The organism is Neobacillus niacini (assembly GCF_000759675.1).
GTDB classification, from domain to species: domain Bacteria; phylum Bacillota; class Bacilli; order Bacillales; family Cytobacillaceae; genus Neobacillus; species Neobacillus niacini_A.
In genome coordinates, this window is record NZ_BAWM01000001.1 from 42970 (window position 1) to 58711 (window position 15742).

The 15742-nt window shown below is 35.3% G+C and carries 16 protein-coding genes; 12 read left to right on the forward strand and 4 right to left on the reverse strand.

Annotation, left to right across the window (positions count from 1 at the left end; all coding sequences use genetic code 11):
- Positions 1 to 122: 122 nt before the first annotated feature.
- The 3 genes from TR08_RS00190 to TR08_RS00200 are packed head-to-tail and all read left to right on the forward strand — an operon-like array spanning position 123 to position 3816.
- Positions 123 to 1622 (forward strand): spore germination protein, encoded by a 1500-nt coding sequence (locus tag TR08_RS00190; protein ID WP_045514624.1) that lies wholly within the window; start codon positions 123 to 125, stop codon positions 1620 to 1622.
- Positions 1622 to 2713: a GerAB/ArcD/ProY family transporter gene (locus TR08_RS00195; protein ID WP_193747653.1), complete on the forward strand. Its 1092-nt coding sequence runs from the start codon at positions 1622 to 1624 to the stop codon at positions 2711 to 2713. The genes TR08_RS00190 and TR08_RS00195 overlap by 1 nt, the downstream gene beginning before the upstream one ends.
- Positions 2710 to 3816 carry a Ger(x)C family spore germination protein gene (locus TR08_RS00200; protein ID WP_045514628.1) on the forward strand — a complete coding sequence of 369 codons (1107 nt, stop codon included), beginning with the start codon at positions 2710 to 2712 and terminating at the stop codon, positions 3814 to 3816. Before TR08_RS00195 ends, TR08_RS00200 begins: the two co-directional genes overlap by 4 nt.
- Positions 3817 to 4012: 196 nt before the next feature.
- Here the strand turns inward: TR08_RS00200 and fabG are convergent, their stop codons facing one another.
- Positions 4013 to 4747, reverse strand: coding sequence for a 3-oxoacyl-[acyl-carrier-protein] reductase (fabG, locus tag TR08_RS00205; protein WP_045514631.1), 735 nt, complete (start codon positions 4745 to 4747; stop codon positions 4013 to 4015).
- Positions 4748 to 5040: 293 nt separating this feature from the next.
- Between fabG and TR08_RS00210 the strand changes: the two genes are divergently transcribed.
- The 4 genes from TR08_RS00210 (at position 5041) to TR08_RS31715 (ending at position 7781) form a co-directional block, all read left to right on the forward strand.
- The gene (locus TR08_RS00210) at positions 5041 to 5445 is read left to right on the forward strand and encodes a hypothetical protein (RefSeq protein WP_045514633.1); all 405 of its coding nucleotides are present in this window, start codon (positions 5041 to 5043) and stop codon (positions 5443 to 5445) included.
- Positions 5446 to 5537: 92 nt separating this feature from the next.
- On the forward strand, positions 5538 to 6281 hold the full coding sequence (locus TR08_RS00215) for a 3-oxoacyl-ACP reductase (protein WP_045514641.1): 744 nt from the start codon (positions 5538 to 5540) through the stop codon (positions 6279 to 6281).
- A gap of 80 nt (positions 6282 to 6361) precedes the next feature.
- Positions 6362 to 7438 carry a class III poly(R)-hydroxyalkanoic acid synthase subunit PhaC gene (gene phaC, locus TR08_RS00220; protein ID WP_045514643.1) on the forward strand — a complete coding sequence of 359 codons (1077 nt, stop codon included), beginning with the start codon at positions 6362 to 6364 and terminating at the stop codon, positions 7436 to 7438.
- A 238-nt stretch (positions 7439 to 7676) separates the two neighbouring features.
- The gene (locus TR08_RS31715; RefSeq protein WP_152597305.1) at positions 7677 to 7781 is read left to right on the forward strand and encodes a transaldolase family protein; all 105 of its coding nucleotides are present in this window, start codon (positions 7677 to 7679) and stop codon (positions 7779 to 7781) included.
- Positions 7782 to 7815: 34 nt separating this feature from the next.
- Here TR08_RS31715 and TR08_RS00225 read toward each other — a convergent pair whose 3' ends face one another.
- The gene (locus tag TR08_RS00225) at positions 7816 to 8808 is read right to left on the reverse strand and encodes a peptidoglycan recognition protein family protein (RefSeq protein ID WP_081954297.1); all 993 of its coding nucleotides are present in this window, start codon (positions 8806 to 8808) and stop codon (positions 7816 to 7818) included.
- 620 nt (positions 8809 to 9428) lie between these two features.
- On the opposite strand from TR08_RS00225, the gene TR08_RS00230 reads away from it, so the two are divergent.
- Together TR08_RS00230 and TR08_RS30635 are read left to right on the forward strand one after the other, a co-directional pair.
- Positions 9429 to 10370, forward strand: a complete 942-nt coding sequence (locus tag TR08_RS00230) for a GGDEF domain-containing protein (protein ID WP_045514645.1) — start codon at positions 9429 to 9431, stop codon at positions 10368 to 10370.
- An 88-nt stretch (positions 10371 to 10458) separates the two neighbouring features.
- Complete coding sequence (locus tag TR08_RS30635) at positions 10459 to 10599, forward strand: YrzI family small protein (protein WP_081954298.1); 141 nt, start codon at positions 10459 to 10461, stop codon at positions 10597 to 10599.
- A gap of 59 nt (positions 10600 to 10658) precedes the next feature.
- Here the strand turns inward: TR08_RS30635 and TR08_RS00235 are convergent, their stop codons facing one another.
- Entirely contained in the window at positions 10659 to 11033 is a 375-nt protein-coding gene (locus tag TR08_RS00235) for a VOC family protein (protein WP_045514647.1), read from the reverse strand.
- Positions 11034 to 11116: 83 nt separating this feature from the next.
- Positions 11117 to 11482: a DUF3899 domain-containing protein gene (locus TR08_RS00240; protein WP_045514650.1), complete on the reverse strand. Its 366-nt coding sequence runs from the start codon at positions 11480 to 11482 to the stop codon at positions 11117 to 11119.
- 337 nt (positions 11483 to 11819) lie between these two features.
- Here TR08_RS00240 and TR08_RS00245 point away from each other — a divergent pair, with 337 nt between their 5' ends.
- From TR08_RS00245 to opp3C, 3 genes are all read left to right on the forward strand, one after another.
- Positions 11820 to 13487 (forward strand): peptide ABC transporter substrate-binding protein, encoded by a 1668-nt coding sequence (locus TR08_RS00245; RefSeq protein ID WP_045514652.1) that lies wholly within the window; start codon positions 11820 to 11822, stop codon positions 13485 to 13487.
- Between the two features lie 158 nt (positions 13488 to 13645).
- Positions 13646 to 14572 carry an oligopeptide ABC transporter permease gene (opp3b, locus tag TR08_RS00250; protein ID WP_045514655.1) on the forward strand — a complete coding sequence of 309 codons (927 nt, stop codon included), beginning with the start codon at positions 13646 to 13648 and terminating at the stop codon, positions 14570 to 14572.
- A gap of 5 nt (positions 14573 to 14577) precedes the next feature.
- On the forward strand, positions 14578 to 15732 hold the full coding sequence (gene opp3C / locus TR08_RS00255) for an oligopeptide ABC transporter permease (protein WP_045514658.1): 1155 nt from the start codon (positions 14578 to 14580) through the stop codon (positions 15730 to 15732).
- The last annotated feature ends 10 nt before the right edge of the window (positions 15733 to 15742 follow it).

A 15742-nucleotide genomic window follows, 5' to 3' on the forward strand; every position in this document is an offset into this window, starting at 1 on the left:
TTGTAAAGGTGTTGTTCCTAGATTTGATTTAATCAGGGGGGGTTACCACATCCTCTCTTGGAATAGGAGGAAATATTAAGGAAATAATAGTGAATATATAGTCTTCTAAGGAGTTTTCAGAAATGAGTTTCTTTAAAAAGAAATCATCTTTATCTAGCACTTCAAATGATGGTGGGCAGCTTTGTGAGGATATTGAGAAAAATATAAGAATGTTAGAAGAACATTTTTGCCATACAGAAGATTTAATGAAAAAAGAGCTACAATTTCATAACCGCAAGTGTGTCATTATTTATCTTGATTCGCTGGTAAAGAAGGAGCTTCTCCAAGCTTCGATTATCGAGCCTATTTTAGAAGGGAAAATGAGTGAAATTGAAAAAACCGTCCATGCAGCAGAAATCAAAAAGACTTCCATAATTTCAGAAGCAGGAAAAAATTTATTGGATAGATCCTGTGTGATTTTGCTAGAAAAAGATCCCCAAGCATATGTGGCCTCGGTAGGAGGAATAGAAGAAAGGGCTATTCAAGAACCGAATAACGAACGGAGCATTAAAAGTTCTCATGATGGTTTTATTGAAAGTTTTAGCTCGAATTTGCAGCTTTTAAGAAAGAGACTTAAAAGTCCGCAGTTAAAAGTGAAATACTTTACGATTGGAAATTTTTCAAATACAAAAGTGGGGATGCTTTACCTAGAGAATCTTGCCAATAAAGAGCTTGTTGAGGAAGTGGAGCGAAGATTATCTTCCATCGAAATCGATCAGCTTTATTCAACGGGTGAATTAGAGGAGGTTATTGAAGATCATCCGTTTTCTCCATTTCCACAAATTTTGGCTACAGAAAGGCCAGATAGAGCGGTTTCCTATATAACAGAAGGTAAGATCACGATTATTGTGGATGGAAATCCCCGTGTATTAGTGGTGCCGATTACTTTTTTTGCGTTTTATCAAGCACCTGATGACTATAATAGCCGTTGGCTTGTTGGTTCTTTCTTTCGGTTAATTCGTGTCTTTAGTTTTATTATCGCGATTAGCTTGCCTGCCATCTACATAGCCATCGTTTCGTTTCATTCAGAGGTCCTTCCAATTGGAATTCTTTACTCTATCAGGGTTTCATTAGAATATGTTCCTTTTCCTCCCTTGGCGGAGGCGATAGCCATGCAAATCATTTTGGAGTTATTAAAGGAAGCTTCGATTCGATTGCCTTCACCTATCGCGCAAACAATCGGCATTGTAGGTGGATTGGTTATTGGGACAGCGGTAGTTGATGCTCATATCGTATCGAATATGATGATTGTTGTGATTGGATTTACGGCCATTGCCTCATTTGTGGCTCCTATAAATGAAATGGGGACTAGTGCAAGGTTATTAGGTTTTCCAACGATGCTAGCTGCCTCCCTGTTTGGATTTTTTGGGATTGTATTCGTTTTAATGTTGATTTTTATGCATTTAAGCAAATTAGATTCTTTTGGTACACCTTATTTTTCGCCTTTGGCTCCTTTTAAAAAAGAAGATGTAAAGGATTCGTTGATAAGACTTCCATTATGGAAATTAAATACTCGACCAACTGATGCAAAGCCAGAATACGCAAATCAACAAGGGCGAATAAGGGCGTGGAAGAAGAAATGATGGAAAAAAATATCTCGATTACAAAATATCAGCTGTTTTTTTTCATGATTCAAAGTCAAACTGGCCTAGGACTTTTATCATTACCGAATGTCGTGCAGAAGACGGCTAAAGGAGACGGATGGATTTCTACGCTCATTGCAGGGGTGGCTGTTCAAATTATGCTCGTCATCTATTGGCAATTACTAAAACGATTTCCCAATCTTATTTATACGGAAATCACTCAAAAGATCCTCGGACGCTTTTTAGGGAAATTCCTTAATCTGTTCATCTATTTGAATTTTATCTTTGTCGGAGGCTTAGCCACCATATTATTTATTAAAATCATTAATTTATGGTTATTGCCTATAACACCAGGTTGGATCATATCCATCCTCATCCTGACCGCTTGTATTTACTTAACGATTAGCGATTTAAGAATGATTGCAAGATTCTTTGTCCTAGCAACTTCCTTAATCCTATTATTATTGTTTACTTCTTTCTTAAGCTGGTTTACTCCTAAAGAGATTCAATACATTCTTCCAATTGGAAGTTCTGGATTCAAAAATATTTTATTGGGTACTAACAATTCACTTCTTGCGATGTTGGGATTTGAAGGGCTCCTATTTTTATTCCCCTTCATTATTGACAATAAAAAAGGAGTATTAAAGACGATATCAATGGCCAACATTTTTATCGCCACTTTTTACACCTTCTTTGTCTTCCTTACTCTCATCAGTTTCAGTTCAGATCAGTTGGCACAAATGAGAGAACCGATTTTAAATTTACTTAGAGGAATAACTTATATAATGGTCGATCGGGTGGATCTAATTTTTCTCTCCATATGGATTGTCCCAATGTCCACTTCTATTATTGCCTATTTATTTCTTGCGAGTAAGAGCATGAATGTAGATAAGAAGAATTACCCAAAGGTAGTCTTATTGAATGGATTCATTATTTTTTCCATTACATTGATTCCACATAATGACGCTATTATAACTCTATTTAACAAATATGTTACGTATTTAAGTTATGCGGTTGTTTTTATCATCCCAACTTTGCTTTTAATCCTTTCGTTCCTATTTAAAAAGCATGAAAGTAGTGAATCCGCTTGAGAATAATATTCATTATAATCTTATGTATCCTCCCCATCCTGTTGACTGGCTGTTGGGACCAGCATCTTCTTGTGAATCGAACGCTGGTGAACGGAATCAGTTTTGATGTTACGGAAGAGGGGAAAATTAATGGATCAGTTAGAGCATTGAGCATACAAAGTAAAGGAGGAGGGCAATTTGATATATACGATGAACTAGTATCTGCTGAAAGACCGACTCCTGTTGGTTTAGCATTAGATATCGATAGTAGAATTGCGGGTGAAATAGATACTAGCAAAGCGTTCGTGGTAATAATAGGTGAAGAACTAGCGAAAAAAGGGATTCACCCTTTCATTGAGATTTTTTATCGAAATATGAATTCCTATATGTCTTCCAAAATTATCATAAGTAAAGGAAAAGCGACAGAAATTCTTTCGGTGGAAAAGGAAAAAAGCCCAATCGCATTTGTCATCTTACAATTACTAAATGGTACGGAAGCGGATATGGTCATACCGAAAGAAACAACATTTACAGTTTGGAAAAAAATGTTAGATCCTGGTGAAGATATGATTTTACCATATGTGGAAAGAGTAGAGTCTAATAAAGTTGAAGTAGCTGGAGTGGCACTAGTTAACGATGATCAATATACAGGGATAACCTTATCAAGAGAAAAAAGCAGTATACTAATGTTATTAATGGATCAATTAAGCAAGAAGAACAGAATGGCTTTAACAATGGGTTCAGAAGGCAAGGGTCGAGCTATTTCTTTTGCAACTAGAGATTTGAGAAGAAACTTAGAGGTCTTAGTGGATAAGGATAATAAAATAACTTGTAAAATTGATGTCAAAATGAATGTGGAAGTAGGTAGCTATACTCAAGATTTAAGTAAAAGACTTAATATCAAAAAACTAAATAAAGATCTTTCTGATGAATTAACCAAACAAGCAAAGGAAATAACCGACATTTTATTACAGGCAAATTGTGATGCGTTGGGAATTGGAAGACGAATTTCTAGTTTTCACCCTGAATTATGGAAGAAAATCAATTGGAATGAGGAATATCAAAATGTCCAATTTGAACCGAATGTAAAGGTAAACATCATAAAAACAGGAAATGTTTTTTAAACTTTGGCTGTGTTAAAGCTAATTGCTGACAAATAGTAAAGCTATTGCAATATATATACTTCACAGAGTGGGTTGGAGGTTGAATATGGATGAGTAAATCTGCTACAAGTCAATTCAATATCGGAGAGAAAACTGTAATATAAACAAACATTACTAAAAAGTGGGAGAAAATCATGATTTTCTCCCTCACTTGCTGCTAAATAACTAAGCCGCCATCAACACTTAAAATGGCTCCGTTTATAAAATTGGCATGATCTGAAGCCAAAAATAGGTAGGCTGAGGCAATATCTTCTGGTTTCCCAAGTTTCTTGAGAGGGGTTTTTTCCTTCATCAATTGAAGTACCTTTTCAGGTACGGCTGCAGTCATGCCTGTTTCAATGAAACCTGGGGCTACTGCATTGACCCTAATTCCCTTAGGTCCAAATTCTTTTGCCCAACTTTTTGTCAGTCCAATGACCCCCGCTTTTGTTGCAGCATAATTAGTTTGACCAATATTCCCGTATAATCCAATGACGGAGGACGCGTTAAGAATGACGCCAGCCCCCTGTTTTAACATGATGGGGACTACAGCCTTCGTACATTTAAAAACACCTGATAGGTTTACAGAAATGACCTTTTCCCAATCCGAATCCTCCATTTTTGTTAGAAATCCATCAAGCGTAATTCCGGCATTGTTAATTAGTATATCAATTCTCCCATGTTTATCTTCAATTGAACCTACCATATGCTCGATCTGGGTGCTGTCCGTTACATCCACTTTAAAAAACTCAACTTTTTCATTCTTCAATTCTTCTATTGTTGCTTTACCCGCCGATTCATCATAATCACATATTACGACACTTGCCCCTTCTTGAAGAAATTTTTCAGCAGTTTTTTTTCCAATCCCCTGTGCTCCGCCTGTAATTAACACAATTTTTTCACTAAAACTCAATAGAATCGCCTCACTTTTTGCTTTTCTGATTAGAACAACTACACTTGAGCATCCCATGGCAAATAAGTAAAGAAATCACAAACTGAACAAAAGTATTTCCACCTTTGCCATTATTATGATTAAGTTTCCCATTTTATCACTCCGATTAAATTCATATTGTAATTTGCAAAAAAGAGAGGATTTTGTCAATAAAAGAAGAAAACTATTTTGATAATTTTCAATATTTAATCTTTAATTATTCCCATATAGTTAGTATGATGAATACGTCAACAAATAATAAGGAGGAAAATAACATGAACCAAGGCTTTAACTTTTATGATATGTGGAAGGATTATTATTCCCAGTCCAGTAAATTATTTGATGAAAAAATGAGCAAGGATTTCCCTGCTGAAGGCATGGGGCAAATTTTGGAGATGAATCTTCAATTTAAAAAAATGATTGATGAATCAACGTTAAAGTACTTAGAATTTATGAATGTACCATCTCGAAATGACATTGCGAGCATTTCTTCGCTCATTGTTAATGTGGATGCAAAAGTTGATGATTTAGAGGAAAGACTGGAAGAGAATTTGGAAAATAATCGATTTCAGGAATCATTTAATACAGAATTGTCGAATTTAAAAAAGGATATGAAGAGTTTAGATAATAAATTGAATCAAATCCTTACTTTGTTAAAATCACCAGAAAAAATAAAATAGAAAACGCATTACTTATTAGTCTTTATAACCAAGTAAATTAGTAAACTAGCAGGCTTATTTTATAACAACTACTATCTATGGGGTGGAAAATAATGACACAATTAAGAGATAAAGTAGCAATTGTAACAGGTGGCAGCAGAGGAATCGGTGCAGCGATTGCATTGGAATTGGCTAAAAATGGCGCGAAGGTTGTCATTAACTATAATATCCGCAAAGAACTAGCAGATAAAGTTGTTGCTGAAATAAATGAATTTGGCGGAGATGCATACGCAGTTCAAGCAGATGTTTCAGAAAGTAATGAAGCTACATACCTTGTACAAGAAACGATCAATCATTATGGCAAATTAGACATCTTGATTAATAACGCAGGAATTACAAGAGATAGTACCTTTAAAAAATTGAACGAAGAAGATTGGAGAAAAGTAATTGATGTTAATTTAAACAGTGTTTACAACAATACATCTGCAGCTTTACCTTATCTTCTTGAATCAGATGCTGGCCGTATCATTAATATTTCGTCTATTATTGGACAAGCTGGAGGGTTTGGACAAACTAACTATGCTGCAGCAAAAGCCGGGCTAATTGGATACACGAAATCTCTTGCTCTTGAACTTGCTAAAAGTAATGTAACCGTTAATGCGATTTGCCCAGGATTTATTGGAACCGAGATGGTCCAAGCCATTCCTGAAAAAGTTCTTGCAGGGATCGTTGAAAAAGTACCGCAAAAACGTTTAGGTAAACCGGAAGAAATAGCTCGTGGTGTGGTTTTCCTATGTAAAGATGGTGACTATATTACAGGTCAGCAGTTAAATATTAACGGTGGACTTTACATGTAAGTGTCATGAAGGTACGAATTTTTTAATATATTGACAGAGTAAATAAATCATGTAAGGAGTGAACAGTCATTAGCGTACTTATGCCAACCGATTGGAATGATTTGCTTGAATTCACACCTCCACAATATAAAGAGATGTATCAACGTGCAATAAGGGCAAATCAAGTGTTAACAACAGAAGCCGAGCCGGAAGTAGCACCTACACCGAAAGAACTTATTTGGACTAGAAATAAAACGAAGCTCTATCGCTATATATCTGAAAATCCAAAAAAACATAAAATCCCACTTCTTTTGGTTTATGCCCTCATTAATAAACCATATATATTGGATTTAACAAAGGGTGGAAGTTTAGTAGAATTTTTGGTTAATCGTGGGTTTGATGTCTATCTCCTTGAGTGGGGTCAACCAGGTTACGAAGATAGAAATATGAAACTAGATGATTACATTATGGACTATATACCACGAGCAGTTCGTAAGGTAATGAGAAAATCTAATGTAGATGAAGTTTCGATCCTTGGTTATTGCATGGGGGGCACGATCACGGCTGCATTTGCAGCGCTGCACCCTGAATTACCAATCCGCAATCTTATCTTTATGACAAGTCCTTTTGATTTTGAAAAGACAGGCTCTTATGGTGCGATGTTAGATGAACGCTATTTTAATATTGATAAAGTTGTAGATACCCTAGGTGTTATTCCACCTGAAATGATTGACTTTGGAAACAAAATGATCAATCCAATGGGAACGAACTATGGGCCATATATTAGTCTTTATGAACGGGCAGATAATGAAAAGTTCATCAAGAGCTTTAAACTATTGCAAAAATGGTTAAACGACGGTATTCTATTCCCAGGTGAAGCTTACCGTCAGTGGATTAGAGACTTTTATCAACAAAACAAACTGATAAAAGGAGAACTGGTTATTCGTGGTCAGAAGGTCAACCTTGAAAATATCACGGCTAACGTGCTTAATTTAGCTGGGAAAAACGACCTCATTGCGCAGCCGCATCAAGTAGAAGCATTGATGGACGCCATCTCTAGTAAAGATAAGCAATTTAAAAATTTACCAGTTGGGCATACATCGATTACCTTTGGCAGCCAAGCTACAAAAATAACTTATCCAACCATTGGCGATTGGCTGGAAGAGCGTTCCAATTAGTAATCTATCTTTTCACAATAGAAAGTGTCCCAATTTAATCAATTGGGGCGCTTTTTATTTAGAAATACAAAAAGAAAAATAAGGCAGAGACAGTGGTAAAATTAATTATATGAAATATTCAGAAATAATACAATAGTAATAGATATATTAGCTAATTTTCCCAATAAAACAAGACTATGGTATCCTTGCTAAATAAGCTTATATTAAAATTAATATGATAGTGAAGAAGGAGTAATAAATGAGATTATTTATTGATTCTGCAAATGTTGAACAAATCCGTCATTTAAATGAGTACTATCCAATCACTGGTGTTACCACAAACCCGTCTATTATTGTCCATTAAATGAGAGGAGAAAGTTGCACTCTCCTCTTTGTTATTACTTGGATTCTAATATCTCTTCCATCTTATCCGAGATTAGTGGATAAAAATATGTTTTAGCGCTAGTTGTGGAATTACCTCCGAAAAATCCAGTACCTGGGCAGGATTTAACATTGTAACTTGCTGTTGCATCTAAGACTCTTTCTTTCGTTTTCATATGCCACCAATGGTGGTATGTTATACTGTCGATGGAAGGTGTTAACCCGAACTTAATGCAAAGCAGTGCATTGATATAAACGATAGTTTCCTGTTGTTCCTTTGTCATAACATCATGCCCAAGATCAAAGTTTCCAATATGTTCGATGGCAATCCCGACGGAGTTAGCTGTTGGACCGATTGTACCTTCGGGAATGATGTTTAGTGGTCTAGAGACTGCTACTTTTCCATCTGGAAATGTCGTAATATTTTGAGCAATGTTTGTCCAACCCATTGTTTGCTTATGATGATTCTCCATACCCATTAACATCCGAAAATGATTGGAACCATTAAAGTGTTTGTAGGAAGGCAGCCAAGTATGATGCTGTTGGATTAATCGAATTTCTCGATTCACTTGCGTGTTAAATAACCAATCCTTAAATTCCTCTTTTGTCATCAGGATATGCTGTCCCTGCATGGTCATTCTTTTAGGCGTAATCTTTAATACTTGCCCTGTATAAAGCTGTTCAGAGGAAAGTCCATTTACAGTTTTGATTGTCTCGACTGAGGCATGAAAGGTGAAGGAAATATCCCCTAGTGTATCCCCAGCACCCACTTCATACAGAATCGGAACCCATAACTTCTGCCCGGCAATCAATACATCCGATTGCAAGCCATTTGTAACTTTTAATTCATCTATAGAAATACTGTATTTGTTCGCAATATCAGGCAGGCTGTCCCCCGCTTTTACAACATAAATATTACTTGGTTTAATCTCAGTAGCATGGGCAGGAGATATTGTTAGGAATAACATACTGAAAATGACTCCAATTACAAGTACGGATTTCTTCCACATTTTTATAACCCCTTCAAGATTTTTATGTATAGTTTGCAGAACAGGAACCAGATTATGCTTGATAGATTGGAAAAGTTAACAAAAAAACATTGTAAAATTTACAATACCTCAACATAAAATAATTAAAATACAGGTAGATATTGTAATTATTTTACCAAAGCAGGTGCAGCCAATGGAAAGTCAGATACATAGCCAGTTATTCCAAGTACTAGGTAAGAACAACTTTTACTCCTATTTAAAGTACTTAAATACCAGAAGGAAGAAAGACATTCTATATTATAGAAGGTTGAAGGAACTGCAAAAAATCATAAAAAATAAAGCTTGGATACATTCTTTCAGTCAATTTTAAAATTAGATTCAGGAGAAACAATAGGCTATGAAGCATTGAATCGCCCTGCAGTTACAAATCAATTTCCGAATACTGAAATGTTTTTGAATTTGTTGGCCAATCGAATCAGGTGTTCTTTTTTGAATGCTTTTGTAGAAATATTTCTCTTAAACGCTATATTGATAGATTAAGAGATACTATGCACCAGAGAACTTCATTGCTTTTTATTAATATTCACCCCCATGGATAATCATTTGATTTTTTAAGAATGTCATAGACAGAAGGTGAAAATATGGCAGTATATATTGGTGATATTGCAGAACCAGTTCCCTGTATTTCTCTATATGGTATTAGTAAAGAGGTAGATACGATATTTAGTGAGAATAAGAAGATACATGGGATTGTTGTTGTAAATGAAGAGACTCCAATATCCCTTATAACAAGAACCCATTTTTATCAAAAAATGGGAACTTTATATGGTTACAATCTATATATGGGCAGGTCTATAGAATTAATAGCAAATAATGAACCTCTAATTGTCGATTACTTTCAATCCATTACAGAAGTAAGTAAATTAGCAATGGAACGGAAGGAAGAGGATCGGTACGATTATGTCATTGTGACAAAGGAAGATAAGTATATTGGGATTGTAAGTATACAAAGATTACTAATGAAGTTGGTTGAGGTTCAAGCAGAATTTGCAAGCTTTTTAAATCCCCTGACTAGATTGCCGGGAAACCACATCATAGAGGATAAACTAAAAGAAATCATCCAACAGGACAAGTTCAGTATCCTATATTTTGATTTAGATCATTTCAAAGCCTATAACGACACATATGGTTTTAAAAAAGGTGACGAACTGCTGCAAGCTACAGCAGACTTGCTAAAGAAAACCTTTGACAAAAGAGGGATATTTTTAGGACATATTGGCGGAGACGACTTTATTGCGGTATTAAATCATTATGATTTTATATCCATTTGCGAGGCAATTATAAATGATTTCGACCGGAGCGTTGAACAGTTCTACAATTCTAATCACCTTTCACAAAAATATGTAATAACTGAAAATCGTCAAGGTGTTAAGGAAAAAATAGCACTTGTATCGTTGTCTATTGCGATTGTTACCAATCAATATCAGCCATTTAGTAACGTTGAGGAACTTGTTGAAGGTGCCACAGTCGTTAAGAAAAGCTGCAAGAAAATTCAAGGAAGTTGTTTTTTAATAAATGTATAATTCCCCAACAGTATTCCTGTTTCAATCGTTATCTAGATGAGAACAACAAAATGAAAAATTTTAGATAAAGGAGAAGGAGGAAAAAACAATGACCTTAAATATTTTCTTTTTCACCATCAGCATAAAAAAACGGGATCTCTCCCTTGACGAGGCAATTCATAGAGAAGTAGTTGAAAAACGTATGCAGGAGAGCATGGATCGAAATATTCAAATCATGGGCAGGTATTAAGTTTTAAAGGGAAATAACAAAGAGACCGTTCCCTAGTTACGGTCTCTTTTGCTGGTAAACTAAACTTCAAATTCACTCATCAACGCATGAGTATTATCTTCACTATCTTTAAAAAATGCCATCCATGTTTCGGTTTGTCCCATTTTTGCAATGAGATGTGGTTCGTCGATAAAGATAACTTCCTTGCTTAGTAAATCCTCATAAGCCTCTTTAATGTTTTCCACTTGAAAGTAAATAATGCTCGAATGAGCAAATTCTTCTGATTCAGGAACACTTAGCAAAAGACGAAGTCCATTAGATTCAAAAAAAGCTAACCCATTGGACGTAAATAAAAGAGGCAGTCCAAGTTTTTCTTTATAAAAATTTACTGCTTGATCTAAGTTTTTTACTGGAACTGCAATTTGACCAACTTTTTGAATCAGATTTTCCCCCATCGATAACTTCTCCCTTATGTAAGATAAATCATAATTTTCAGATAGGTATAGCATAACCGTACGAAGGACTTTTAGAAACTATTTTACAATATATAGTAAAAAATAAGTAAAATGATTAAAAGGACAAGCAGTGAAATGGCTTGGAATTTAAGACGTTGATAAAGAGAAGCATTAAATTTTTCGGATGGCAGTGGTTTATCACGCCACTCTTCTAGATAATCATTCCGTTTAAACATGATACTATTGAATCTTCTAAATCCAAAGGTAACACCGTCAAAAAAACCACCTTTAATCGTGTACATTAGTAAAACGGTGATTAGATAAATAAAGCTAAGATAGAATAATGAATTTATAAAGTTCAGGAGATTATAGTTTGATGAAAAGATAAAAAAGATCAAAAGGGTTATTAAAAGATTGAGTATAAAAAACTTCCATTTGTTCTTGAACATTTTCTTTCACCTTATCATTCATAATATTATTTTACACCATGCAATAAAGAATAAAGGTATTTTAACCTAATACGCTTAGAAAGTATACTTTAACCATTTTTTTGTTATTAAAAAAGAAAGCGCATTCTTATTTTAGAATTATTTTTTTTTTATTTGTACAATGAAAAGTATTGATATATCAACTGTAATGTTGTTGTAATCTATAATGATATAATAATATTTTGACTCTTTAATATATTTAGTCTTTACAAGAGTAGTATAAAAATAGTATGATTTCCTTAGATTCTTTTTTAAGAGGAATTTACAGAAAAATAAAACAATAGGAGGTCATTTTTTTATGAAGAAACAGTATGCATGGCTTTTAGCCCTTAGCTTAGTGCTAAGCATGTTTTTAGCAGCATGTTCAGGCGGCGACAAAGAAACAGCTGATGATAATAAGAAACCAGCTGATGAGCCAAAAGTAGAACAGACATTAAACTTTATTAATGGTGACACAATCCCATCTATGGATCCATCTTTAGGTACTGATGAATATGCTTTTCAATTCTTAGGTGCTACAATGGAAGGTTTATACCGACTTGACGAAAAAGGACAGGTATCTGATGGTATTGCAACTGAACATAAAGTAAGTGATGATGGTAAAACTTGGACTTTCACATTACGTGAAGATGCAAAATGGTCAAATGGTGACCCTGTAACTGCAAATGACTTCGTTTATGCTTGGCAACGTGCAGTTGACCCAGCAACTGGATCTGAATATGGTCCATACATGATGGGCGGCGTTATTAAAAACGCAACTGCTGTTAACAAAGGTGAAGTTCCTGTTGATCAGTTAGGTGTAAAAGCTGATGGCGATTTCACTTTAGTTGTTGAACTTGAAAATGCAACTCCATATTTTGAATCTCTAACTACATTTGGTACTTTCTTACCATTAAATAAAAAGTTTGTTGAAGAAAAAGGCGATACATTCGCAACTAGCGCTGATACTTTATTATCAAACGGACCATTCAAGTTTTCTACTTGGACTAGTACTGCTCAAGAGTGGGATTTAGTTAAAAACGAAACTTATTGGGATGCAAAAACTGTGAAATTAGAAAAAATGCATTATGTAGTAGTAAAAGATCCACAAACTGCAGTTGACTTATATGAAAAAGGTGAAGTTGACCGTGCAGGTTTATCTTCTGACCTAGTTGACCAATACGCAACACATGATGATTACACAGTAGAACCTGATACTTCAGTATTCTATTTGAAATTAAACCAAACTAAAAATAAAGCTCTTGCTAACGTAAACGTACGTGCAGCAATCTCTAGAGCATTTGATAAGCAAGCATTGGTAGATGAAATCTTAAACAACGGTTCTATCGTTGCTAATGGTTTAGTACCAAAAGATTTTGTTCCAACTCCAGATGGTAAAGACTTCCGCGAAGTTAGCGGCGATCAAGTAACTTATGATGTTAAAAAGGCAAAAGAATTCTGGGAAAAAGGTTTAGCTGAATTAGGAACTAAAGAAGTAACGATCGAATTACTTGGCGGAGACGCTGAAGTTTCTAAAATGATGAACCAATACTTAGCAAACCAATTATCAACTAATCTTCCAGGTTTAAAAGTAACTTTAAAAGAAGTACCATTTGAACAACGTCTAGAATTAGACACTGCTATGGATTATGACATGCAGTTTGCTGGATGGGGACCTGACTTCCTTGATCCATATACTTATATGAATCTTTGGTTAACTGATGGCGGGAACAACCAAATGGGCTATTCTAACCCAGAATATGATAAGTTAGTAAACGAAACTGCAACAACTTTAGCTCAAGATCCAGAAGCACGTAATAAAAACTTCTTAAAAGCAGAAAAGATCTTATTTGAAGATGCAGCAATCGCTCCAGTATATCAAAGAGCAAGTGCTCTATTAGTTTCTCCAAAAGTACAAGGCGTGTTCACAAACGCATTCGGAGCAACTTACGAATACAAATGGGCTAGCGTTGGTGCTGCAGAATAATAATCAGTAAAAAATAGGCTATTATAAAAATTGAAGGGAGTGTATGCTTTTGAAGCATATACTCTCTTTCGGCTTATGAGCATGAATATTCCGATTATAACAAAAATTTAATCGACTCGATAAAACATATAATAAAGAGAAATTTAGGAGGTGCAAACATGACTCGATATTTACTTCGTCGCGTATGGTATATGTTAATAACATTATTTATTATTGCGACATTCTCGTTCTTTCTGATGAAAATTTTGCCGGGTAGTCCGTTAAACGCAGAAGATAAATTGAGTGAAGAACAAAAAGAAATTATTTTAGAAAAGTATGGACTAAATGATCCAATTCCAGTTCAATATGCAAAATATCTTGGAGGACTTGTAAAAGGTGACTTGGGTGTGTCTTTTAAATTTGATAATACACCGGTTACAGCGATCTTGTTTGACAGAATCGGGCCATCTGCACTATTAGGCTTTCAAGCATTAGTGGTAGGCTCTATCTTGGGAATATTCCTTGGGTTAATGGCCTCTATCTTCCGGAATAGTCCCATTGATTTTTCATCTACTATCATTGCGGTTATAGGAACTTCGATTCCTTCGTTTGTATTTGCAGGATTATTGCAATATGTTTTTGCTGTAAAATTAGGCTGGTTCCCAGTGGCTCTTTGGGGTGAATTTGAACACACCATTTTGCCTACGATCGCTTTGGCCATTCACCCAATGGCAACGGCTGCACGTTTCACTAGAACGGAAATGGTAGAAGTGTTACATTCCAATTACATCATTACTGCGCGCGCTAAAGGTGTTTCTGAATCCGGAATTATTTTAAAGCATGGATTGCGTAATGCACTTATTCCGTTAATTACAGTATTGGGTCCAATGGCGGTTGGTTTGATGACAGGTTCAATGGTTATTGAACAAATTTTTGCGATTCCTGGTATAGGTGAGCAATTTGTTACCTCTGTTATGGTAAATGATTACCCAACGATTATGGGTACAACATTGTTATTTGCGTTTGGCTTTATTGTGATTATCTTAATCATTGACCTCCTATACGGATTGATTGATCCTAGGATAAGACTAGCAGGAGGGAAATAAGTAAAATGGATAAAAATAACCTAAATAATATACCAAAAGATTTATTTGTCCCTCTTGTACGTAAAGAGGATACGAGTGAAAAAATTTCAACTCCGAGCAGAACGTTTTTTCAGGATGCAAAAAGAACACTTTTCAAAAATAAACCTGCTGTTTTCAGCATGATTCTTATTCTTTTGATTATCATTATGAGTATTGCTGGTCCGTGGATGAACGATTTTGGTTCCGATGATCAGGATTTAAAAAGAGCAAAAATGCCTCCGCGTGTACCAGTTCTAGAGAATGTCTCTTGGCTTGGTTTGAATGGTACATTATCTGGAACTTTCCAAGGGAAAGATGTTCAGCAGGCTACTGCCAAAGCGAATGCAAGATTTGATAATAAAGAAGAGTTTATTGATATTGAAGTCATTAATAAAGGTGACGGCACTAGAAATTCTGCTGAAGTTAAAGCGACCTATCGTATTTATGAAGCAAAAGATATGAAAGACACATATTTCTGGTTTGGTAGTGATGCCTTAGGGCGTGACCAATGGACAAGGCTTTGGGAAGGTACAAGGGTTTCTTTAATCATCGCTTTTGTTGCGGCAGTACTTGACCTTGTTATTGGGGTCTCTTATGGCGGGATTTCTGCTTTTTACGGCGGAAGAGTCGATAATGTCATGCAGCGTATTGCTGAGATTTTAGTTGGTATTCCGAACCTAGTTATTATCCTATTAATGATGCTCGTTCTTCAGCCAGGTATAATTTCGATTGTCATTGCTTTATCGATAACTGGCTGGATTGGTATGTCCCGGATTGTCCGTGGTGAAGTATTAAAGCTAAAAAACCAAGAGTTTGTTTTAGCTTCAAGAACTTTAGGAACATCCAATGGTACCATCATTAGAAAACACCTGGTTCCAAATATCAGTGGTATTATCATTATTAACACAATGTTCTCAGTTCCTGGAGCAATCTTTTTTGAAGCATTCTTAAGCTTTATTGGACTAGGTATTGTACCTCCAGATGCTTCACTTGGATCTTTAATTGACCTTGGGTTTGATAACCTCAGACTTTATCCATACATGCTTGTGTTCCCGGCAATTGTAATTTCTGTACTTATGATTGCATTTAATATTGTTGGTGATGGTTTGAGAGATGCATTTGATCCGAAAATGCATAAATAAGAAGGTAGGT

Excerpts from the sequence above, each read along its gene's own strand:
- TR08_RS00215 (WP_045514641.1), top strand. The coding sequence starts at position 5,538 with ATGACACAATTAAGAGATAAAGTAGCAATTGTAACAGGTGGCAGCAGA.
- TR08_RS00225 (WP_081954297.1), bottom strand. The coding sequence starts at position 8,808 with ATGTGGAAGAAATCCGTACTTGTAATTGGAGTCATTTTCAGTATGTTA.
- TR08_RS00190 (WP_045514624.1), top strand. The coding sequence starts at position 123 with ATGAGTTTCTTTAAAAAGAAATCATCTTTATCTAGCACTTCAAATGAT.
- TR08_RS00240 (WP_045514650.1), bottom strand. The coding sequence starts at position 11,482 with ATGTTCAAGAACAAATGGAAGTTTTTTATACTCAATCTTTTAATAACC.
- TR08_RS00210 (WP_045514633.1), top strand. The coding sequence starts at position 5,041 with ATGAACCAAGGCTTTAACTTTTATGATATGTGGAAGGATTATTATTCC.
- TR08_RS00245 (WP_045514652.1), top strand. The coding sequence starts at position 11,820 with ATGAAGAAACAGTATGCATGGCTTTTAGCCCTTAGCTTAGTGCTAAGC.
- TR08_RS31715 (WP_152597305.1), top strand. The coding sequence starts at position 7,677 with ATGAGATTATTTATTGATTCTGCAAATGTTGAACAAATCCGTCATTTA.
- opp3b (WP_045514655.1), top strand. The coding sequence starts at position 13,646 with ATGACTCGATATTTACTTCGTCGCGTATGGTATATGTTAATAACATTA.
- opp3C (WP_045514658.1), top strand. The coding sequence starts at position 14,578 with ATGGATAAAAATAACCTAAATAATATACCAAAAGATTTATTTGTCCCT.
- TR08_RS00230 (WP_045514645.1), top strand. The coding sequence starts at position 9,429 with ATGGCAGTATATATTGGTGATATTGCAGAACCAGTTCCCTGTATTTCT.
- TR08_RS30635 (WP_081954298.1), top strand. The coding sequence starts at position 10,459 with ATGACCTTAAATATTTTCTTTTTCACCATCAGCATAAAAAAACGGGAT.
- phaC (WP_045514643.1), top strand. The coding sequence starts at position 6,362 with ATGCCAACCGATTGGAATGATTTGCTTGAATTCACACCTCCACAATAT.
- TR08_RS00235 (WP_045514647.1), bottom strand. The coding sequence starts at position 11,033 with ATGGGGGAAAATCTGATTCAAAAAGTTGGTCAAATTGCAGTTCCAGTA.
- TR08_RS00195 (WP_193747653.1), top strand. The coding sequence starts at position 1,622 with ATGGAAAAAAATATCTCGATTACAAAATATCAGCTGTTTTTTTTCATG.